Genomic DNA, 19,792 nt, shown 5'->3' with positions numbered 1-19,792 from the left:
GTGTGTGGACGCGCATGATTTGGAGGACCTGCATATGTCGCCGATCGCCCCGGCAGAGCTCGCCATGCGCATTGGGACCGGCCTGCTGTCGTTCCCGGTGACGCACTTCGACACCGATCTCGCCTTCGACGAGGCTGCGTACCGTGAACACCTCGGGTGGCTCACCGAGCATCCCGTCGCCGGTCTCTTCACCGCGGGTGGCACAGGCGAGTTCTTCTCGCTGACGCCGCGGGAGGTCGATCGGGTCGTGCGCGCCGCCGTGAGCGAGGTCAACGGGCGTGTTCCGGTGATCGCACCGGCGGGCATGAGCGCGGCCGTCGCGATCGAACAGGCGAAGGCTGCGGAAAGGGCCGGGGCAGACGGACTGCTGCTCTTCCCGCCATACCTCACCGAGGCATCCGCAGCAGGCATACGCGCCCACGTGCGTGCAGTGTGCGAAGCCACAGACCTCGGCGTCATCTACTACAACCGCGCGAACGGCTGCATCGATGCCGAGACGCTCGCGCAACTGGCCGACGAATGCCCGAATCTGGTCGGCTTCAAAGACGGAACGGGTGACGTCGAGCTGATGACCCGTGTGTATGCCCACCTCGGCGAACGCCTGACCCTCATCGGCGGCCTGCCCACCGCCGAGACGTTCGCACTGCCGTTTCTCGAGCTGGGCGTGACCACGTATTCCTCTGCGATCTTCAACTTCGTGCCGGACTTCGCCGTCGCCTTCTATAACGATGTGCGTGCTCAGAACCGTCAAGCCGTCTACCGGCGATTGCGGGATTTCGTCTTGCCGTACCTGACCATACGTGACCGGACCAAGGGTTATGCCGTCTCGATCGTCAAAGCAGGGCTCACGGCCGCAGGGCGCCGGCCGACTCGCGTGCGACCACCTCTCACCGACCTGACCGCCGACGAGGTCGCCGCGCTCACGACTCTCGTCGAGCGCGTGCAGACGACCCTGAGCCCGATCGGAGGACGAGCATGAGCACCTGTGACGGCCGCATGCCCATCGCGGGCGAGTGGGAGGCGGGCGAAGGCTCCGGTGCGCTGCAGTCGGCAAACCCCGCAACGGGTGAGAAACTCGACCCCGCGTTCGTCGCGGCACATACGGAGCAGGTGGATCGCGCAGCCCGCGCGGCCGATGACGCCTTCGACGAGTTCCGTTCCACATCCCCCGCCCAGCGCGGCAACCTGCTCGTCGACATCGCCGAACGACTCGACGCAGACGCCGAGGCCATCGTCGAACGCGCACAGCTCGAGACCGGACTCTCCCGGTCACGGCTCCGCGGAGAGCTCTCGCGCACCACCGGTCAGCTCCGGCTCTTCTCGTCCCTGCTCGGCGAAGGCGGCTTCGCCGACGTCCGCATCGACCATGCCGATGCGCGGGCAGGAACACCAGACGTTCGGTTCCACAGGATTCCGATCGGCCCCGTCGCCGTTTTCGGCGCCAGCAATTTTCCGCTCGCCTTCTCAAGCGGGGGCGGTGATACCGCCTCCGCCCTCGCCGCCGGGTGCCCGGTGGTCGTCAAAGCGCACAATGCGCACCTCGGAACGGGGATGATGGTCTCTCGTCACATCACCGACGCCATCTCGGAGGCACGGCTGCCCGGCGGAGTGTACTCAGCGCTCGTCGGACCCGGGAACGGCATCGGCACCGCCCTCGTGCGGCACCCCTCGATCAAAGCCGTGGGCTTCACCGGATCGCGATCCGGGGGGCTCGCACTCGTCGAGGCCGCGAGAGACCGGCACGAGCCGATCCCCGTCTTCGCCGAGATGAGCAGTATCAATCCCGTTGTCCTCTTCCCCTCCGCTCTGACGGAGAAGACCGCTCACGACTACGTCGACTCGCTCACGCTCGGCAGCGGACAGCTCTGCACGAACCCCGGACTGCTCCTTCTTCCCACAGGCGCGACTGGCGACGAGTTCGTCGGGAAGATCGCCGAGGCGCTGACGGAGACTGTCGGGCAGACAATGCTCACGCACGGCATCCGCGACGCGTTCGAGACGGCCACGGCGGGCATCGCTGCGGCGCACGGAGTGCGCGAGATCGCGCGGGGCACCGCGGGTGACGCCCTCAACGCACCGGCTCCGCGCCTGTTCGAGGTCGACGCGACACGTTTCGCCGAGCAGCCGGAACTTCAGGCCGAGATGTTCGGCGCCGCGGGTCTTGTCGTGCGGTACAGCACAACTGAACAGCTTCTCACCGCCGTCTCCGCGCTCGGCGGCCAGCTCACGGCATCCGTGCACGCCGAAGCGGGGGAATCGGACGCTCTTCCCACGTTGTTCCGGCTGCTGGAGCGCAGAGCCGGCCGTATCATCGTGGGCGGGTGGCCGACGGGCGTCGCCGTCAGTCACGCCATGGTGCACGGCGGTCCGTTCCCCGCGACCAGCGATTCACGGGCGACGAGCGTCGGCACGGCTGCGATCGAACGGTTCCTGCGTCCAATCACGTACCAGCACACCCCCGACGTCTTCCTCCCGCATCCGCTGCGGGAGGACAACCCCTGGCGGCTGCCGCGCGTGGTCGACGCCTTCCCGAGATGACAAGCGAGCAGGACGAGAACGAGGAGGCGCGATGATCCTCATCACGGGCGCTGCAGGACAGGTCGCGACGATGATCCGTCCGCGGCTCCTTGAACGCGGGCACCGGCTGCGCGTGCTCGACACGGCGCCGATCGTCCCCTCACCGGGCGAGGATGCGGTCGAGGGCTCCGTGACGGACATGCTTCTCCTCGGCCGAGCCCTGCAAGGTGTCGACCTCGTTGTGCACCTGGCCGGTCACGCCATGGAACGGGCCTGGGAGGACATCCTCGATGTCAATGTGACGGGCGCACGAGCCGTCCTCGAAGCCGCACGGGAGGCCGGTGTGGGGCGGGTACTGCTGGCAAGCTCGATCCACGCCGTCGGGATGCTGAGCGCCGAGCAGATCTCGAACGTCGTCGAGCCCACCCCGCACCCTGACACGTACTACGGCTGGAGCAAGGCAGCGGTCGAGGCCCTCGGCCGGCTGTACGCCGACCGTTTCGGCATGACCGTCGTGTCGGCCCGCATCGGAACCGCCGCGGAGATGCCGCCTGACGCGCGAGCGTTGTCGACATGGCTCTCACCCGACGACATGGTGCGCATCGTCGAAGCCGCACTCACAACCGAGGTGAGGGGCGGGCATGTCATCTGGGGTGTGTCACGCAACACCAGCGGCTGGGCCTCGCTCGAGGCCGGACGAGAGATCGGATACGACCCGATCGACGATGCCGAGCGCCATCGACAGCGACTCGGAGGCCGGCTCCCCCTCAACCCGAAGACCCGGCTCGGCGGAGCGTTCACAGACGACGACCATCCGATCGGAACGGTCTGGAACGAGATGCCCGCTCGGCCGGGAAGACGCTGACGCCGCGAGGCCGGCGTCGGCGATGAGTCTGACCCCGGCCGGCGAGGAGGAGCCGTGCGGCGGTGAGGGCGACACCGCACAGGACGTCTTCACTCCGAGTGCTGTGCGAACACCGTCCGATGCCAGGGCTTGCGCGCCACGCCGGTCGCGTCGATGGCGACGTGCTTGACGAGGGTGTAGTCCTCGAGCGAGTACGCGGACAGGTCCTTCCCGAAACCCGACTGCTTGACGCCGCCGTGGGGCATGTCGCTGACGACGGGGATGTGATCGTTGATCCAGACGCATCCCGCCCGCAGTGTTCGGGTCAGCCTCATCGCACGGGCGACGTCACCGGTCCACGCCGATGCGGCCAGACCGTACACGGTGTCGTTCGCGAGCCCGACGGCCTCGTCTTCGTCGTCGAAGGGCGTGACGGTCAGGACCGGGCCGAAGATCTCGTCGCGGAACCACTCGTCGTCTGGGTGGGCATCGGCGATCAGCGCCGGACGAAGATATGAACCGGGCAGGTCGGGGATCTCGCCGCCGAACACACGCCGTACGCTTCTCGCACGGTCGACGACGCCGTGGACGCGGTCTCGGTGCGCTGCCGAGATCAGTGGCCCCTGGTCGGTCGCGGGGTCCTCCGGCGGCCCGACCGTGACCTGCGCGTACAGCGCTGCGACGCCCGCGATGAACTCCTCGTAGCGTGACCGGTGGACGATCGCGCGTGTCGCAGCTGTGCAGTCCTGGCCGCTGTTGATGAGGCTTCCCGCGACCGCGCCGTGGATCGCCGCCTCCAGATCGGCGTCCTCGAAGACGACGAAGGGCGCCTTGCCGCCGAGCTCGAGATGCACACGCTTGGCGGCCCGGGAGGCCGCCTGCTGGACCATCAGACCGACTCGTGTGGAACCCGTGAACGAGAGCATGTCGGTTCCGGGGTGGTCGAGCAACGCGGCGCCTGTGGTGTTCCCCGCTCCGGAGACGATGTTGACGACACCTCCAGGGAGTCCCGCCTCGGCGAAGATCTCTGCGAGGGCGAGGGTCGACAGAGGGGTGAGCTCCGAGGGCTTCAAGACGATGGTGTTGCCGGCGGCGATCGCCGGGAGGATCTTCCACGCCGCCATCTGCAGCGGATAGTTCCAGGGGGAGATCGCCCCGACCACTCCGATGGCCTCGCGACGGATCGACGAGGTGAGACCCGGGATGTACTCGGCCGTCGCCTTTCCCTCGAGGTGTCGCGCGGCGCCCGAGAAGAACTCGACGTTGTCGATCGTTCCGGGCACGTCGAACTCCGTCGTCAGACGGATCGGCTTGCCGCAATTGCGGCTCTCGAGCTCAGCGATCTGCTCGGACCTCTCGTCGAGCAGTCGAGCGGCACGGGCGAGGACCCCCGCGCGCACAGCCGGGGCCGCTCCGCTCCATTCGGGAAAGGCGCTCCGCGCGGCCCCGACGGCCATGTCGACGTCCGATTCGTCCGCAGCGCTGAAGGTCGCGAGCTGTTCCCCCGACGACGGGTCGAGCACGGTGAGGGTCTCATCGCCGCGGCCATGGCTGCGCTCGCCCCCGATGAACTGCATAGCGGTGTCAGACATCAGGCATTCTCCTCGTGTGTCGGCAGAATATAGATCTTGCGCAGGGCGCGTGACACATCCCACCTCGTCGACATACCGGCCGTGAGCCGGCAGACGACGCCCGGGTGAAGGTCGATGGTCTGCGCGGCGTGACCCGGGTTTTCCAGGGTGACCACGGCTGCGCCGTCGATGACGACGAACACCTCGTCGGACTCGATGTCCCGCATTCCTCCGGCGGTCATCTCCCACACTCCGATCTCGACGCCGCCGAGAACCGCCAACGGCGAAGAGCCGGTGCGCGGACCGCCAGCGACGACCTGATCGGCGTCGACCTTCTCGACCGGCACGTCGAGGCGGCGCGCGTCATTCGGCACGAATGGCTCGAGAGAGGTCATGAACGACCACCGACGACATGGTTCACCAGAACATCCTCGATCTGGTCGAGTCCACGGGCTGCCTCCTCGTCGGTGATCACGGCGGGCGGCACCACGTGTATGCGATTGTCTGCGAAGAAGCCGAGAACCCCGCGCTCGAGGAGCGAGGACTTGATCGCTCCCATGTCAGCTGCGGGGAGCGGGGTGCGGGTGTCACGGTCGCTGACGAGCTCGAGTGCCCAGAACACCCCCTGGCCGCGGACCTCGCCGATGAGCGCTGACCGAGACGCGATCTCCCGAAGACGGGGACCGATGACCTCTGCGCCCAGACGACGGGCGTTCTCGACCACTCCCTCGTCTGCCATGGCCTCGATTGTGGCAACCGCACTGGCGGTGGCGAGCGGGTGACCGGAGTAGGTGAGTCCCCCGGGGAAGACCCGGTCATCGAACGCAGAAGAGATCGGTTCGGAGATCACAACACCGCCAAGCGGGACGTATCCGGAGTTGACGCCCTTGGCGAATGTGATGAGGTCTGGGCGCACCTCGAAAGCGTCCAGTGCGAACCATTCCCCTGCCCGGGCGAAGCCCGCCATGACCTCGTCGAGAATGAAGACGATCCCGTAACGATCGGCGATGGCCCTCACACCGGCGAGGTAACCCGGCGGTGGCACCAGAACGCCTGCCGTGCCGGGGATCGTCTCGATCAAGATGGCCGCAACGGTGTCCGGCCCCTCTGACTGGATGGTGCGCTCGAGGTGGTGGAGTGCACGCTCCGCCTCCTCCTCGGGCGTCTGCGCCCAGAACTCGCTCCGATAGAGGTACGGTCCGAACACGTGCACGTGCCCGCGCGAGTACTCGTTGGGCATTCGCCGCCAATCGCCCGTTGCGCTGATCGCGGCTCCGGTGTTCCCGTGGTACGAGCGATAGTGCGAGATGACCTTGTCGCGACCGGTCGTGAGACGCGCCATGCGGATGGCGTTCTCGTTGGCATCAGCGCCGCCGTTCGTGAAGAACACCTTGGCGAATCCGCGAGGCGCCCGCTCGAGGATCAGCTCGGCGGCGCGAGCACGCGTCTCGTTGGCATGCGCTGGCGCGATCGTCGTCAGCTCTGCTGCCTGGCGCTGGATGGCTTCAACGACACGGGGATGCTGGTGGCCGATATTGACGTTGACGAGCTGACTGGAGAAGTCGAGGTAGTGATTCCCCTCCGCGTCCCAGACCTCGCTGGCGCTGGCTCCGACGATGGCGAGTGGCGAGAGCGCTCCCTGCGCAGACCACGAGTGGAACACGCGTGTGCGATCGCGTTGGACGATGTCGGCATTCGAACGGAAGGTCATGTAGTCATTCTGAGGGGACAGGACCATGAGCGTGACCGCGACTTTGTCGATAGACTGGCCGACGACTGGACAATCTGGCGGAGGATTGATGCCCGCATCCTTGCGTTCGCTTCTCGGCGTGGGAACGTTCGCCCTGCGCCCGCGGACGCAGATAGACGCCGCGTCCCTCGATCGGCCGATCGTGTGGGCGCACAGCTCCGACCTCATCGATCCGACGCCGTGGCTCGAAGCGGGTCAGCTGCTGCTGACCGACGGCGCGCAGTTCTCCCGGGACGTCGACGCGGCGACGGTGGACGGATACTGCGGGCGGCTTATGCGGCTCGGCGTGGCCGGTCTCGGCTTCGCGACAGACGTGATTCACAAGGAGATCCCCGGCGTGCTCGTGGACGCATGCGAACGCCATCGGATCCCCTTGCTGGAGGTCGCGGGCGGGACGCCCTTCATCAGCATCATCCGCCACGTCGCCGATGCCGTCGCAGCCGACCGCAGCGCACGGCTGTCCTGGACGCTCGAAGCGCACCGCGCCGTCGCACGCGCGGCAGTGCGCGACGACGGACTCCGCGAGATTCTGCGCACGTTGTCGGATCGGTTGCGCACCTGGGTCGCGCTGTACGACAGTGCGGGCGGCCGCGTGAACGTCTCAAGGCTTCGTGCTCTGCCCGGCGATCTCGCCGACATCGTCGATGCCGAGGCCCGTATGCTCCTCGACCGCGGGGTGCCGGCGGCCCTCCGCACGCACCCACCTGCGGTTGCGACGCTCCAGACGATCGGACAACGCCATCGTCTGCGCGGTGTGCTCGCGGTGGGCGCCGACGTGTCCCTGGACCCGGCCTCGAACGATCTGATCGGCAGTGTGGTCGCGCTCGCCAGCATCGCCCTCGAGCAGCAGCGGGCCGTCGACGCGTCACGCAGACGGATCCGGACGGGGATACTCGAGCTCCTGCTGGCGGGCCAGACGCGCGCCGCGAACCGCACGGCGAAGGCCGTATGGGGATCACTGCCCGAGACACCGTTCCTCGTGGGCGTCATCCGCGGGCCGGTGCGGGGGCAGTCCGTGCTCGACGAGCTCGAACTGCTCAGCGCGACACACCATTCGACCGTCTTCTTCGCCGAGCACGGGGACAACGTGGTGATCACCATGCAGGACAGCGCTCTGAAGTCTCTTCTGCCGCTGATACGCCGTCACGGCCTGACGCTCGGGGTCTCGGACGAGACGAACTGGACGGCTCTCGAGTGGGGGATCAAGAAGGCCATGCATGCCGCATCGACCGGCGGAGACCACGATGTCGTGATGTTCGCGGACGTCGCGGGCAAAGGCGTGATGGGTGTGCTGAGGTCCGGTGGCGGTGAAGTGGTCGCTCGCCATGTGCTGGAACCGCTGTTCCGCCTTCCGGCCTCGGAGCGCGATCACCTCCGCGCGTCGGCCAGAGCGTGGCTGGATGCCAATACGGCCTGGGATCCTGCGGCGCGCGCGCTCGGGATCCATCGGCACACACTCCGTGCGCGAATCGACCAGATCGGGGAGCTTCTGAACCTCGACCTCTCGGAGTTCAGCGGGCGTGCGCAGCTGTGGGCTGCGATGGATCTCGCCGACGACTATCGGATCCCGCTTGACGACGACTGAGCCCGGTGTCGCGCGGTTCGCGCGGCACCGGGCCTGCCCTCCCGTGAGGGCGCGTCCTTGGACGCTCTCTCAGCTGTTCTGAGGAAAGCCGAGGTTGATCCCGCCATGGAGCCCCGGGTCGAGCCAGCGGCTGGTGATCGCCTTCTCGCGGGTGAAGAAGTCGAAACCGTGTACACCATATGCCTTCGCGTCGCCGAAGAGAGACGCCTTCCAGCCGCCGAAGGAGTGGTACGCGACGGGAACGGGGATCGGCACGTTGATACCGATCATCCCGACCTGCACCTGCTCTTGGAACAGACGCGCCGCGCCGCCGTCGTTGGTGAAGATCGCCGTGCCGTTGCCGAACTGACCGGTGTTGATCAGCTCAAGGCCGTCCTGGAAGGTGTCCACCCGCACGACTGACAGGACGGGGCCGAAGATCTCTTCGGTGTACGCGCGGGAGCTGGTGGGCAGCTGATCGATGAGGGTCGGGCCGAAGAAGAACCCCTCTTCGCCGCCGTCGACCCGGTAGTCGCGTCCGTCAACAACGATCTTCGCTCCGTCGGCTTGGGCGATGTCGACGTAGGACGACACTCTGTCGCGATGCTCACGCGTGATCAGGGGGCCCATATCCGGCTCTCCGCTTGCGTCGCCTGCACCGTTTCCGATTCGGATTCTCGCGATGCGCTCGCTGATCTTCTGGATCAGCTCGTCGGCGACGGGCTCGACCGCGAGCACAACCGAGATCGCCATGCACCGCTCGCCGGCGGCACCGAAACCGGCGTTGACCGCCTGGTCGGCGACGAGATCGAGGTCGGCGTCGGGAAGGACGAGCATGTGATTCTTCGCCCCGCCCAGAGCCTGGACCCTTTTGCCGGTGCGCGACGCCGTCTCATAGATGTACTGCGCGATCGGAGTCGAGCCGACGAACGAGATGGACTGCACGATCGGGCTGGCGAGCAGCCCGTCGACGGCGGCCTTGTCACCCTGCAGAACCGTGAAGACCCCGTCCGGAAGCCCCGCTTCCTTCCACAGGTTCGCGAGCCAGAGGGACGCCGACGGGTCCTTCTCGCTGGGCTTGAGCACAACGGCGTTGCCCGCGGCGATCGCGATGGGGAAGAACCACATCGGAACCATCGCGGGAAAGTTGAAGGGGCTGATGATGCCAACGACCCCGAGCGGCTGCTTCAGGGAGTAGACGTCGACTCCCGTCGACACGTTCCCGGAGTACGCGCCCTTGATCAGGTGCGGGAACCCGGTGGCAAGCTCCACGACCTCCTGGCCGCGGAGGATCTCGCCCATCGCATCGGAGAGCACCTTGCCGTGCTCGGCGGTGATGATGCGTGCAAGCTCGGGCTTGCGGGCATTGAGCAGCTCTCTGAAGGCGAACAGAACGGTCTGGCGCTTAGCGAGGGAGTAGGTGCTCCACACCTCGAAGCCGCGCTGAGCCGACGCGATCGCCTGCGTGATCTCGTGATCGTCTGCAAGTGCGACGTTGGCCGTCACGGCCCCGGTCGCTGGGTTGTGCACGGGACTTGTGCGGCCACTCGTCGACGGATGTTCGGCACCATCGATCCAATGTGAGATAACGGGAAGAGCGGGATTAGTCATGGCCACAGTCAACCCGGGGAAGGCCCTCTCGTGTGATGCCAGATTGGCACTCCGTCCCGTTCGAATGGACATTCTTGCGAGAGGGATGCGAGTGCCCCGGCTTTGTCAGCGGCCGAACCGGTTCTCACGGCCGAGCCACGCCGCACTCGTCGTCGGTGAGAGACCGGACCCGGCTCTTCGACCGGCGGTGCGGCGGCGCGTCAGCGGCTGCTGACCTTGCCGAACAGCTGTGCGATGGGGGCGAGGACAATCGGCCGCGCTGCGATCCACGCGCCGGCGATCGCGAGGAGACCGGCGACGAATATCCAGAAGCCCGACCAGTTCACGACGTCGACGCCGCCGAACATGTGGTTGAGGTTCCGGAGCGCACCCGTCGCGAACACCAGTCCCACGTGGATGACGGTGAAGATCACGAAGTAGAACATCACGGGGAAGTGGATCGCCCGCGCGACGCCGATGGGATACGCCCGGTTCAACGCCTCTGCTTTGCCGGGCCACATGCCGCTCATCCGCCAGCCGGTGATCGCGGCGAGAGGCGCTGCGATGAACACCGTGACGAAGTACATCAGCTGCTGCAGGCTGTTGTAGTTCACCCAGCCGTTCTCGGTCGGCCACTCCAGCGAGACGTACTGCAGCAGTGCCGACAGCGCGTTGGGTGCGAACTCCCAGCTCGTCGGGACGATTCGCATCCAGTGTCCCGTCACGAAAAGCATCACAACGAATATGACGCCGTTCGCCAGCCAGAGCACGTCGAGCGCCTGGTGAAACCACAGTGTGAGGCTGATCTTGCCCGTGCCGTTCTTCGACCGGCGGCTCACCCAGAACGCACTAGGGTTCCGCTCGTTGCGCACTGTGATGCCGGAGCGGATGATGAGCACGATCAGAAAGGCGTTGAAGAAGTGCTGCCACTGCACCCAGCCGGGAAAGCCAGGCTGCGCGGTGTCCGGCAGTCCGTATTCGCCGGGATAGGTCGTGAGGAAGTCCTGCACCTGGTCCCATGAGACCAGCCAGCGCGCGATGAGCACCGCGAGCGCCGCTGCGCACAGGAGCGCGGCTCCTCCTCCGACGAGGCGGGTGACCCGTCGTGCGGGCAAGCGTCCGAATCGTTGTGTTGCGACGACGGGAGGGGCGACGACGCTGGCGCCGAGCGGCGTTGTGCTCGGGGGCGTGTCGTGGAGCGGTGCCGACGCATCGTGAATCGCGGGGGAACCGCCCGGCGCCCGTTCAGCGGGCGGCGGGGGGCCACCGGCCTGGCGCGGCAAGCCCCGCCGCGCGGCCGGCGCCGTGACACCGCCCGTCGACGCAGCCGGGGTCGACGCAGCCGGGGTCGACGCAGCCTGGGTCGACGCAGACGCGCTCGAGGCGACCGATGGCGGCGATGAGGATGCGGCGGGCGCCGCGTCCGTCTCGGGCGACGAGGAGCCTGCGCCCGCGACACGCGGAAGACCACGACGTGGTGACCGTGCCCCCGTGCTCGCGACGGCTGCGGCGCCGGTGACGTCGGCCTCGATGCTCATCTCTGGCGCCGTTTTCGCCTCGGCTGTGTCGACGTCCGGCTCCGGCTCGGAGGGAGGCTGCTGAGCACTACCCGGGACGCGGGGCAGACCCTGGCGGGGCGTTCGGGAAGACGTCCCCACGACTACTTCCGCGATTCGAGGACGGAGATGAGTTGCGGGACGACGTCGAAGAGGTCGCCGACCACTCCGATGTCGGCCACGTCGAAGATCGGCGCATCGGCATCCTTGTTGATGGCGATGATCGTCTTGGCCGTCTGCATGCCGGCCCGGTGCTGGATCGCACCCGAGATGCCGAGCGCGACGTAGAGCTCCGGAGAGACGGAGACCCCGGTCTGGCCGACCTGGTGCGATGGGGGCACGTAACCCGCATCGACGGCGGCCCGTGAGGCGCCGACCGCCGCGCCCAGGACGTCCGCGAGCTGCTCGACCAGGGCGAACCTGTCTTTCGAGCCCAGGCCGAGCCCGCCAGAGACGACCCTGGCCGCGCCGCGCAGCTCGGGGCGGGCAGACACGAGGGTCTCGTGCGTGAAGGAGGTCACCGTCGCCGAAGGCGCCCCGGATGACTCCACCGTCAGCGTGTGTCTCGTCACGGGCTTGGCCTCGGCGCGGGTCTCGATCGCCCCCTGGCGAATCGTGACGACCGGGGCGCCGCTCGTCGGAGCGGACGTGACGTTGAACGCGCCGCCGTACACGGAGTGGTGCACGAGCACACCCTCGTCGTCGCGGGAGACGCCGACCGCGTCGACCGAAACGGCGGAGCGGGTGCGTGCCGCGAAACGACCGGCGATGTCACGTGCCGTCACCGAATGCGACAACAGGACGGCATCGGGGCCGACGAGCGAGGTGGCAGCGACGAGGGCGTCGGTCTCTGCGGTTCCGAGCGAGCCGCTGTCGGCGTTCTGGGCGACGACGACACGGGCGGCCCCGAGCTCGGCCGCGGCGGCCGCCAGGTCGTCTGCGGCGCCGGGTGTTGTGACCACGAGCGCGACGGGTGTGCCGATGTCGCTCGCGGCCCCGATGAGAGCCGCCGCATCGGCGTTGAGCGCTCCGGAGGGGGTCGCCTCGAGGAACACGAGGATCGCGTCGGAGGGAAAGTCAGTCATGTCGGGATTCCTCACACCAGCCGGTTCTGAACGAGGAACTCTGCGAGCTGGGCACCGGCATCCCCGTCGTCAACGATCTTCTGGCCCGCGACACGCGGCGGCTTCTCGCTGACCGTCGTCATGATCGTGCGAGCCGCCGCCGGATCGTCTGCGACGACGCCGAGGTCGGTCGCGGAGAGCACCTCGATCGCCTTCTTCTTGGCCGCCATGATCCCTTTGAAGTTCGGGAAGCGTCCGTCCGGAAGCGCTTCGGTGATCGAGATGACGGCGGGGTAGGCAGCCGAGAGATGCTGGACGCCGCCGTCGACGTCGCGGGTCCCGGTGACAGCGACATCATCGAGCTCCACGGTGCTGAGACTCGACGCCACCGGCACACCGAGCAGCTCGGCGACCATCGCGGCGATCATCCCGCCGGATCCGTCCGTCGAGAGGTTCCCCGCGACCACGAGGTCGTAGCCGATGCGCTCGAGGGCCGCCGCGAGCACTTGAGCGGTCAGGCCGAGGTCTGCGCCGCTGAGTGCGTCGTCGGACACCAGCACGGCGGCGGTCGCCCCCATCGCGAGCCCCTTGCGTATGGTGGGGACGGCCTCTTCCGGCGCCATCGAGAGGAGGGTGACGTCGGTCCCCGGGTGCGTGTCAGCGTAGGACAGGGCGACCTCGATGGCACGCTCGCTGATCTCGTCGAGCACATTCCCGTCGGCGCTCCGGACGGTCAGCCCGGTCTCGAGGTCCAGCCTGCGCTCCCCGTACGTGTCAGGGACCTCCTTCACCAGGACGACGATCTTCATCGATTCTCCTCACACAGTTCCCTGTCTATTGAACTCGGTTGACGGACGCCGGCTCGGGCAAATTCTGTCCGGCGGAAAAGACCTGCCGCCCGCATCGTTCTGCAACACAGAAAGCCCATGGTGTCTCGACCAGCCGTGGAATCATCGCAACGACACACCACACCCACTTAGGAGCGCGTTCGATGGAGTTCCCCGATATCCGGATGTACCGCGGATTCCAGGCACCCGGTCGGTTCGAGGCCGACGTCCGCGACATTCCGGTCATCCAGGGTGAGATCCCCGCGGACCTCAACGGCGCCTTCTACCGTGTGGGGCCAGATCCGCAGTTCCCCCCGTTGCTCGGCACCGATATCCCGCTCAACGGCGACGGCATGGTCTCCGTGTTCCGCTTCGAGAACGGGCGGGCGCATTTCCGGAACCGCTGGGTGCGCACTCCGAGGTTCATAGCGGAACGGGAGGCGGGCGAGCCGCTCTTCGGCGCCTACCGCAACCCGTTCACAAACGACGCGCGCGTCGCCGGCGTCTGCGGGGGGACGGCGAACACGAACGTGCTCTGGCACGGCGGAAGGCTGTTCGCGCTCAAGGAGGACAGCCATCCCATCGAGATCGACGCCCTGACCCTGGAGACCATCGGGCAGTGGGACTACGACGGCGGGCTCTCCAGCGTGACGGCGACGTCACATCCCAAGATCGATCCGCGGACAGGGAACCTGGTGTTCTTCGGATACGCCGCGCGCGGCGAGGCGACGAACGACATCGCGTACTACGAGGCCGACGCGTCTGGGGCCATCGTGTTCGAGAGATGGTTCGAGTCGCCATACTCGGCGATGCTCCACGACTTCGGCGTGACCGAGAACTACATCGTGTTCCCGGTCTTTCCGCTGGTGAGCGACCTGCAACGACTCAAGGAGGGTCACCCGTATTTCGAGTGGGACCCGGAGAAGCCCATGTACATGGGTGTTGTATCGCGACGTGACCCCGCCGCTCCCATCCGCTGGTACGTCGGGCCGGCGAAGTTCGCGAGCCACACCATGAACGCCTTCGAACGTGATCTGAAGATCCACGTCGACATGCCGGTCGGCGACAGCTGTGTCTTCCCGTTCTTCCCCGAGATCAACGGAGCGCCGTTCGATCCGGACGCCGCCGTCCCCTATGTGTCGCGGTGGACGATCGACCTTCGCTCGAACTCGACGGACTTCACCCTCGACCGGCTGAGCGAGCTGCCCGGAGAGTTCCCGCGCATCGACGAGCGCGCGAGCACCCTGGAGTACCGCTATGGATTCGTCTGCGTCCAGGAACCCGTGCAGGACGAGAGCCTTCCCGGCAGCTTCACCGGAATGCGGTTCACCCGTCTGGGCAGGCTCGATCACAAGACCGGTGAGCTCACCTCTCATGACATCGGCGAGAACTCTGCAACGCAGGAGCCGATCTTCGTGCCGCGCCCCGGCAGCACGGAGGAGGGCGACGGCTACCTCATGGTGCTCGTGAACCGGTACACCGAGATGCGCTCCGATCTGCTGATCATCGATGCGACGCGCATGGACGAGGCCCCCGTCGCGACGCTCGCGATGCCCCTGCGTCTTCGCAACGGGCTGCACGGCACCTGGGTGCCTGCCGAGGAGACGGCTGACTACGCGCCTGACCACTCACGTATCGACCCCGACCTTCAACACCAGATCGAGATGAGCTACACATGATCCAGGAACTTTTCATCGGCGGAACACCGACCCCGGCGCGGTCAGGCCGCTCCTACGAGAAGATCAGCCCCGTCACAGGCGACGTGGTGTCCCGAGCAGCGGCCGCTGACCCCCAGGACGTCGATGCGGCGGTCGCGGCTGCGGAGCTCGCGTACCCGGCATGGGCCGCCCTGCCCGCCGAGGAGCGCGTCGGCTACCTGCTTCGCGCCGCCGACCTGCTCGAGGAGCGTGCCGGGCAGATCGCCGGCGTGATGACCGAGGAGCTCGGCGCCACTGTCGGATGGGGCCACTTCAACTGCGCGCTCGCGGCCGGCATACTTCGGTCGGTGTCGTCGCTCCCGGCTGAAGCGACGGAGGTCGAGCTGGGATCGGGGGTCCCCGGTCTCGACGCCCGCGCCGTCAGACGCCCCCTCGGCGTCGTCGTCGGCATCGCCCCGTGGAACGCTCCGATCATTCTTGCGACCCGCGCGATCGCGGCGCCGCTGGCGCTCGGCAACGTCGTGATCCTGAAAGCGAGCGAAGAGTCGCCGCGCACCCAGGGCGCGGTCGTCGACATTCTGCGCGACGCCGGCATCCCGGCGGGCGTGATCAGCCTGCTCACCAACGCGCCTGGCGACGGTCCCGACGTCGTGAATGCGCTGATCGACCACCCGGCTGTCCGCCACATCAACTTCACCGGTTCCACCGAAGTGGGTCGCGCGATCGCGATCCGCTCGGCCGGGCTGTTCAAGCGCACGCTCTTGGAGCTCGGAGGGAAGGCGCCGTTCGTCGTCCTCGATGACGCCGAGGTCGACGAGGCGGTCTCTGCAGCGACCTTCGGAGCGTTTATGAACTCGGGACAGATCTGCATGTCGACCGAACGGATCATCGTGCAACGGGGGGTGGCCGACCCCTTCGTCGAGCGCCTCGCCGCTCGGGCGCGCGACCTGACCGCCGGTGACCCCCGCGATCCAGCGGTCGCTGTCGGCCCGGTCGTGACCGCGGCTGCGGCCACAAGGATCCAGAGCCTCATCGCCGACGCCGTCGAGCAGGGAGCCGAGCTTCTGGCGGGCGGTGACGTCGACGGAGTGAACGTGGCGCCGACGGTCGTCGTCGGCGTCACCCCGGCGATGCGGATCTATCACGAAGAGACCTTCGGTCCGGTTGTGACCGTGAGCGTCGTCGACGACGACGAGGCGGCCATCCGCCTGGCGAACGACACCGCATACGGACTCTCGTCTGCCGTCTTCGGGACGGACGCCGCACGCGCACGAGCGGTCGCAGACCGCCTGGTCACCGGGATGTGCCATATCAACGGCGCCACGGTCCACGATGAACCCCACGTGCCGTTCGGCGGCGTCAAGGACTCCGGCTGGGGGCGCTTCGGCGGCAGCTACGCGGTGCCTGAGTTCACCGACCTGCGATGGCTGACGGTGCATAATGGAAATCGGAACTACCCGATCTGAGCCGAAGGGAGTTATGGAACCGACACCAGGTCCCGGCTCGCTCGGCGCGGAGCGGCTGCCGGCCTATTACATCGCGTCGGTCGGGCGCGCCCTGACGCTGCTCTCGGTGGCGAACCAGCGACGATTGCTGACCGTGTCCGAGGCCGCGGAGATCCTGGATGTCGCCCCCTCGACGGCGCATCGGCTCCTCCAGATGCTGGTCTACCACGGCTACATCAAGCAGAACGACTCTCGTGCATACGTGCCACGATCGACTGCCTTCGTCCATCGACACGGATGGGCGACATCGGCACAGTACGGTCAGCCGCGCGGCAAGGAGATCCTGACAGAACTCGCCGAGGTGACAGACGGCACAGCGCACATCGTCACTTTGGAGGGAAACAGCATACGGTTCCTCGCCGGCGTCGAGAGTTCACGCGGTGGCGCAGGTATGGCAACAACACGAGTGGGATGGCTGCTGCCGGCACATGCGACCGCGGGCGGGCGGGCGATCCTCGCGGGGCTACCTGACCACAAACTCGACGAGCTCTACCCCGACGGGCTTCCGGCCACACGCTCCTGCGCGCTCCGCACCGTTGAACAGCTTCGTGATTACCTCGTCGATGTTCGGCGTCACGGTTATGCGCTCAGTCGGGCTGCGCACGAGAGCATCGGAGGGATGGGAGTGTCGCTCCCGGACGACGACGGCCCCTCGCAGTCCGCCGTCACGGTCGGCTGGCCACCGGAGAAATACCCCGCCGGAAAGACCGCGGCGACGGTCCGCCACCTGCGGACGGCGGCCCGCCGCTTCGCGGAGCATTTCTCCTGACGCCCCGGTCAGGCCGGACCGGGGTACTCAGAGGGGCCGGGGAACTCTGAGGGGGACGCCCGATGGGCGATCGCCTGAAGCTCCATACACTCCTCGATCGCCCACATGCCGTGATTCCGGCCCAGGCCGCTCTGCTTGATCCCGCCGAAGGGCATACTCTGATCTGAGCTGCCCATCCTGTGCGAGTTGACGAAGACCGAACCGGCTTCGACCTGTCGGGCGAGAGCGAGGGCGTGTTCGACATCCGTCGACCAGATGGACGAAGCCAGGCCGAACTCGCTGACGTTGGCCTCGGCGATCACGTCGAGCTCATCGTCGAACGGGAGCACCGGGATCACGGGACCGAACTGCTCGAGCGTCACGAGCGGCGCATCACGAGGAGGATCCAGCGCGATGCTCGGCAGAATGAAGTTTCCGTGGTCCCATCCGCGCGGATCGACCTTCCGTCCGAGGGTACGCAGGTCCGCGTGGCCGCGGGTCTGTTCGATGATCCGCGTCACGGCGTCGAACTGCTTCGAGTTGTTCACGGGACCCATCGTGCTCTCGGGGTCGAGTCCCGGCCCGACGGCGATCTCGTTCGCCGCATCGGAGAACTTCGCCACGAACTCGGCATAGCGGGAGCGCTGCACGTAGATGCGCTTGACGTTGATGCAGATCTGGCCGGAGCAGGTGAAGACCGCGCGAAGCAGCTCTCGGATGACGTCATCCGAGAGTTCGGCCGAGTCGAGCACGAATGCGGGGTCGTTGCCTCCCAACTCGAGACTGACGCTCTTCAGAGTGTCTGCGGCGTCTTTGACCACCTGGCGACCGGTGACGGTGCCACCCGTGAAGATCACCTTGCGGATGAGCGGATGGCTGACGAGTGCACGGCCCGCTGTCGCTCCGTCCCCGGGCAGCACGGAGAGGACACCGGGCGGCAAGACCTTGGCAATCAGCTCGAGTGTGCGGGTGATCGCCAGCGGCGCGAACTCGGAAGGCTTGACGATCACAGGGTTGCCGGCCGCAAGCGCCGGAGCGACCCCGGCGAGCGAGAGGTAGATCGGGTAGTTCCACGGGACGATCACCGCCGTGGGACCCATGGGCAACCGGCGGAGGATCGTTGTGCCTCTGGCATCGACGACGACCTCGTCCTCGTCGAGGGTCTCGGCCAGGTCGGCGTTCTGCCGAAGGGCGCGAGCGGGACTGTGCACATCGACCTCGGATTCCCAGAGGACCTTTCCCTGTTCCCTGGTGAGGAGGACGGCGCGGGACCGCTCGTCCGCGGTGACGGCGTCGGCCGCGGCGCGGAGGTACGCCGCCCGCTCGTGCCCGGTCAGTCGTGCCCAATCGCGCCCGGCCGCCGCCGCGAAGGACACCACACGATCCACGGTGTCGGCGTCCGCGAGCACGTAGCGCCCAACGACGGTGCTGCGGTGCGCGGGGTCGAACACCTCCGCGTACGGGAGGCCCGTCGCCGCGACGGGTGAGACGACGTCGGCGACCGCGAGCTCGGAGCCGATCAGCTCGTCCGTCCCAGCCAAGCTCATTGTTCGATCCCGAACAGGGTGCGGGCGGCGGACTCGAAGAAGACCTTCTTCTCGGCCTCGCTCAGAGGAAGCGCGTCCTGGGCGGCGACCTCCTCTGCGGACACCTGATAGGGGTAGTCCATCGCGTACATCACACGATCCGCGCCGACCACGGATCGGGTGAACGAGATGGCGGGCTCCCAGGCCATTCCGCTTGTGGTGACCCAGATGTTGTTGCGCATGTAGAAACTGGGCTTCTCGAGAAGATCGGGGCGGAACGGGTACCGCTTCGTCCGGCCGTGCACACCGTGATAGTGATCGATGCGGAAGAGCCAGAACGGCAGGCCCTCGCCGAGGTGCCCCACACCCATCCGAAGGGTCGGGTACTTGTCGAAGATGCCCGAGAAGATGATCCGGATGAGGTGCATACCCGTTTCCACACCGAAGCCGAAGGTGGCGGTATCGAGCCCGGCGTCCAGGAGAGGACCGATGAGCGCATCGCTCGGTGTGTTCGGATGAAGGTAGATCATCACGTCGAGCTCGGCGGCGGCCGCGAAGATGGGCTCGAATTTGGGGTCGTCGAGGTACTCGCCGCGGGTGTGCGAGTTGATGATCACACCCTTCAGCCCGAGTTCCTTCACCGCGCGGTGAAGCTCGGCGACACTGAACTCGATGTCTTGCAGCGCGAGGGCCGCGAGACCGATGTAGCGGCTCGGGTGCTCCCGGCACGCCGCAGCGATCCGATCGTTCGCCAGGCGCGCGAGTTCACGAGCGCGGTCGATCTCGAGCGGTTCGACACCTGGGCACGTCAGCGCGATGACCTGCCTGTCGATGCCGAGCCGGTCCATCTCGGCCAGTCGGCCCTCGCCGAGATCCTGGATGCGCTCCACAAGGAGATTCGTGTGATCGCTGTTGTTCAGCAGATAGTAGCTCCAGAGACTGCGGAACCCTCTGTCGCCGCCTCCCGCGTCGAGAAGCTTGCGATACTCCGCGAGCACCTCGGGAGGGGCATATGCCTCTTCGGTCGCGATCCGTTCGTAGCCAGCTGGCGACATGCGTGTTCCTTTCGTGT

At 67.1% G+C, this 19,792-nt stretch carries 17 protein-coding genes; 8 read left to right on the top strand and 9 right to left on the bottom strand.

Annotation, left to right across the window (positions count from 1 at the left end; genetic code table 11):
- Positions 1–34: 34 nt before the first annotated feature.
- Genes kdgD through ACYVF5_RS01045 form a run of 3 tightly spaced genes read left to right on the top strand, consistent with a single transcriptional unit; the run spans position 35 to position 3,382 of the window.
- Complete coding sequence (gene kdgD, locus ACYVF5_RS01055) at positions 35–979, top strand: 5-dehydro-4-deoxyglucarate dehydratase (protein ID WP_460942420.1); 945 nt, start codon at positions 35–37, stop codon at positions 977–979.
- Complete coding sequence (locus ACYVF5_RS01050; protein ID WP_460942418.1) at positions 976–2,538, top strand: aldehyde dehydrogenase (NADP(+)); 1,563 nt, start codon at positions 976–978, stop codon at positions 2,536–2,538. The genes kdgD and ACYVF5_RS01050 overlap by 4 nt, the downstream gene beginning before the upstream one ends.
- Before the next feature lie 31 nt (positions 2,539–2,569).
- Positions 2,570–3,382: an NAD-dependent epimerase/dehydratase family protein gene (locus ACYVF5_RS01045; RefSeq protein WP_460942416.1), complete on the top strand. Its 813-nt coding sequence runs from the start codon at positions 2,570–2,572 to the stop codon at positions 3,380–3,382.
- 89 nt (positions 3,383–3,471) lie between these two features.
- Here ACYVF5_RS01045 and ACYVF5_RS01040 read toward each other — a convergent pair whose 3' ends face one another.
- Genes ACYVF5_RS01040 through ACYVF5_RS01030 form a run of 3 tightly spaced genes read right to left on the bottom strand, consistent with a single transcriptional unit; the run spans position 3,472 to position 6,643 of the window.
- Complete coding sequence (locus ACYVF5_RS01040; protein ID WP_460942414.1) at positions 3,472–4,953, bottom strand: gamma-aminobutyraldehyde dehydrogenase; 1,482 nt, start codon at positions 4,951–4,953, stop codon at positions 3,472–3,474.
- Positions 4,953–5,327 carry a cupin domain-containing protein gene (locus tag ACYVF5_RS01035; protein WP_460942412.1) on the bottom strand — a complete coding sequence of 125 codons (375 nt, stop codon included), beginning with the start codon at positions 5,325–5,327 and terminating at the stop codon, positions 4,953–4,955. Before ACYVF5_RS01035 ends, ACYVF5_RS01040 begins: the two co-directional genes overlap by 1 nt.
- Positions 5,324–6,643, bottom strand: a complete 1,320-nt coding sequence (locus ACYVF5_RS01030; RefSeq protein WP_460942410.1) for an aminotransferase class III-fold pyridoxal phosphate-dependent enzyme — start codon at positions 6,641–6,643, stop codon at positions 5,324–5,326. Before ACYVF5_RS01030 ends, ACYVF5_RS01035 begins: the two co-directional genes overlap by 4 nt.
- 88 nt (positions 6,644–6,731) lie before the next feature.
- On the opposite strand from ACYVF5_RS01030, the gene ACYVF5_RS01025 reads away from it, so the two are divergent.
- Positions 6,732–8,267 (top strand): PucR family transcriptional regulator, encoded by a 1,536-nt coding sequence (locus ACYVF5_RS01025; protein WP_460942408.1) that lies wholly within the window; start codon positions 6,732–6,734, stop codon positions 8,265–8,267.
- Between the two features lie 69 nt (positions 8,268–8,336).
- Here ACYVF5_RS01025 and ACYVF5_RS01020 read toward each other — a convergent pair whose 3' ends face one another.
- Both ACYVF5_RS01020 and ACYVF5_RS01015 read right to left on the bottom strand, forming a co-directional pair.
- A complete protein-coding gene (locus tag ACYVF5_RS01020) occupies positions 8,337–9,857 on the bottom strand; it encodes a CoA-acylating methylmalonate-semialdehyde dehydrogenase (protein ID WP_460942406.1) in 1,521 nt (506 codons plus the stop codon).
- Between the two features lie 200 nt (positions 9,858–10,057).
- Complete coding sequence (locus ACYVF5_RS01015) at positions 10,058–10,951, bottom strand: cytochrome b/b6 domain-containing protein (RefSeq protein WP_460942404.1); 894 nt, start codon at positions 10,949–10,951, stop codon at positions 10,058–10,060.
- 190 nt (positions 10,952–11,141) lie between these two features.
- Between ACYVF5_RS01015 and ACYVF5_RS01010 the strand changes: the two genes are divergently transcribed.
- On the top strand, positions 11,142–11,438 hold the full coding sequence (locus ACYVF5_RS01010; RefSeq protein ID WP_460942402.1) for a hypothetical protein: 297 nt from the start codon (positions 11,142–11,144) through the stop codon (positions 11,436–11,438).
- A gap of 58 nt (positions 11,439–11,496) precedes the next feature.
- Here the strand turns inward: ACYVF5_RS01010 and ACYVF5_RS01005 are convergent, their stop codons facing one another.
- Both ACYVF5_RS01005 and ACYVF5_RS01000 read right to left on the bottom strand, forming a co-directional pair.
- Entirely contained in the window at positions 11,497–12,477 is a 981-nt protein-coding gene (locus ACYVF5_RS01005; protein WP_460942400.1) for an electron transfer flavoprotein subunit alpha/FixB family protein, read from the bottom strand.
- Positions 12,478–12,488: 11 nt separating this feature from the next.
- Positions 12,489–13,265 (bottom strand): electron transfer flavoprotein subunit beta/FixA family protein, encoded by a 777-nt coding sequence (locus ACYVF5_RS01000; RefSeq protein ID WP_460942398.1) that lies wholly within the window; start codon positions 13,263–13,265, stop codon positions 12,489–12,491.
- 182 nt (positions 13,266–13,447) lie between these two features.
- On the opposite strand from ACYVF5_RS01000, the gene ACYVF5_RS00995 reads away from it, so the two are divergent.
- Genes ACYVF5_RS00995 through ACYVF5_RS00985 form a run of 3 tightly spaced genes read left to right on the top strand, consistent with a single transcriptional unit; the run spans position 13,448 to position 17,215 of the window.
- The gene (locus ACYVF5_RS00995; RefSeq protein ID WP_460942396.1) at positions 13,448–14,962 is read left to right on the top strand and encodes a carotenoid oxygenase family protein; all 1,515 of its coding nucleotides are present in this window, start codon (positions 13,448–13,450) and stop codon (positions 14,960–14,962) included.
- Positions 14,959–16,407 carry an aldehyde dehydrogenase family protein gene (locus ACYVF5_RS00990; RefSeq protein WP_460942394.1) on the top strand — a complete coding sequence of 483 codons (1,449 nt, stop codon included), beginning with the start codon at positions 14,959–14,961 and terminating at the stop codon, positions 16,405–16,407. Before ACYVF5_RS00995 ends, ACYVF5_RS00990 begins: the two co-directional genes overlap by 4 nt.
- A gap of 13 nt (positions 16,408–16,420) precedes the next feature.
- Positions 16,421–17,215, top strand: a complete 795-nt coding sequence (locus ACYVF5_RS00985; RefSeq protein ID WP_460942392.1) for an IclR family transcriptional regulator — start codon at positions 16,421–16,423, stop codon at positions 17,213–17,215.
- A gap of 8 nt (positions 17,216–17,223) precedes the next feature.
- Here the strand turns inward: ACYVF5_RS00985 and ACYVF5_RS00980 are convergent, their stop codons facing one another.
- Positions 17,224–18,741: an aldehyde dehydrogenase family protein gene (locus ACYVF5_RS00980; RefSeq protein WP_460942390.1), complete on the bottom strand. Its 1,518-nt coding sequence runs from the start codon at positions 18,739–18,741 to the stop codon at positions 17,224–17,226.
- Positions 18,738–19,775 carry an amidohydrolase family protein gene (locus ACYVF5_RS00975; protein ID WP_460942388.1) on the bottom strand — a complete coding sequence of 346 codons (1,038 nt, stop codon included), beginning with the start codon at positions 19,773–19,775 and terminating at the stop codon, positions 18,738–18,740. Before ACYVF5_RS00975 ends, ACYVF5_RS00980 begins: the two co-directional genes overlap by 4 nt.
- Positions 19,776–19,792: the final 17 nt, after the last annotated feature.

The organism is Okibacterium endophyticum (assembly GCF_054780075.1).
The sequence above is the reverse complement of the archived record's forward strand: the minus strand, read 5'-3'. Positions and strand labels throughout refer to the sequence as shown.

What these genes read in the sequence shown, in the direction of transcription:
- kdgD (WP_460942420.1), top strand. Translation starts at nt 35, where the DNA reads ATGTCGCCGATCGCCCCGGCAGAGCTCGCCATGCGCATTGGGACCGGC.
- ACYVF5_RS01050 (WP_460942418.1), top strand. Translation starts at nt 976, where the DNA reads ATGAGCACCTGTGACGGCCGCATGCCCATCGCGGGCGAGTGGGAGGCG.
- ACYVF5_RS01045 (WP_460942416.1), top strand. Translation starts at nt 2,570, where the DNA reads ATGATCCTCATCACGGGCGCTGCAGGACAGGTCGCGACGATGATCCGT.
- ACYVF5_RS01040 (WP_460942414.1), bottom strand. Translation starts at nt 4,953, where the DNA reads ATGTCTGACACCGCTATGCAGTTCATCGGGGGCGAGCGCAGCCATGGC.
- ACYVF5_RS01035 (WP_460942412.1), bottom strand. Translation starts at nt 5,327, where the DNA reads ATGACCTCTCTCGAGCCATTCGTGCCGAATGACGCGCGCCGCCTCGAC.
- ACYVF5_RS01030 (WP_460942410.1), bottom strand. Translation starts at nt 6,643, where the DNA reads ATGACCTTCCGTTCGAATGCCGACATCGTCCAACGCGATCGCACACGC.
- ACYVF5_RS01025 (WP_460942408.1), top strand. Translation starts at nt 6,732, where the DNA reads ATGCCCGCATCCTTGCGTTCGCTTCTCGGCGTGGGAACGTTCGCCCTG.
- ACYVF5_RS01020 (WP_460942406.1), bottom strand. Translation starts at nt 9,857, where the DNA reads ATGACTAATCCCGCTCTTCCCGTTATCTCACATTGGATCGATGGTGCC.
- ACYVF5_RS01005 (WP_460942400.1), bottom strand. Translation starts at nt 12,477, where the DNA reads ATGACTGACTTTCCCTCCGACGCGATCCTCGTGTTCCTCGAGGCGACC.
- ACYVF5_RS01000 (WP_460942398.1), bottom strand. Translation starts at nt 13,265, where the DNA reads ATGAAGATCGTCGTCCTGGTGAAGGAGGTCCCTGACACGTACGGGGAG.
- ACYVF5_RS00995 (WP_460942396.1), top strand. Translation starts at nt 13,448, where the DNA reads ATGGAGTTCCCCGATATCCGGATGTACCGCGGATTCCAGGCACCCGGT.
- ACYVF5_RS00990 (WP_460942394.1), top strand. Translation starts at nt 14,959, where the DNA reads ATGATCCAGGAACTTTTCATCGGCGGAACACCGACCCCGGCGCGGTCA.
- ACYVF5_RS00985 (WP_460942392.1), top strand. Translation starts at nt 16,421, where the DNA reads ATGGAACCGACACCAGGTCCCGGCTCGCTCGGCGCGGAGCGGCTGCCG.
- ACYVF5_RS00980 (WP_460942390.1), bottom strand. Translation starts at nt 18,741, where the DNA reads ATGAGCTTGGCTGGGACGGACGAGCTGATCGGCTCCGAGCTCGCGGTC.
- ACYVF5_RS00975 (WP_460942388.1), bottom strand. Translation starts at nt 19,775, where the DNA reads ATGTCGCCAGCTGGCTACGAACGGATCGCGACCGAAGAGGCATATGCC.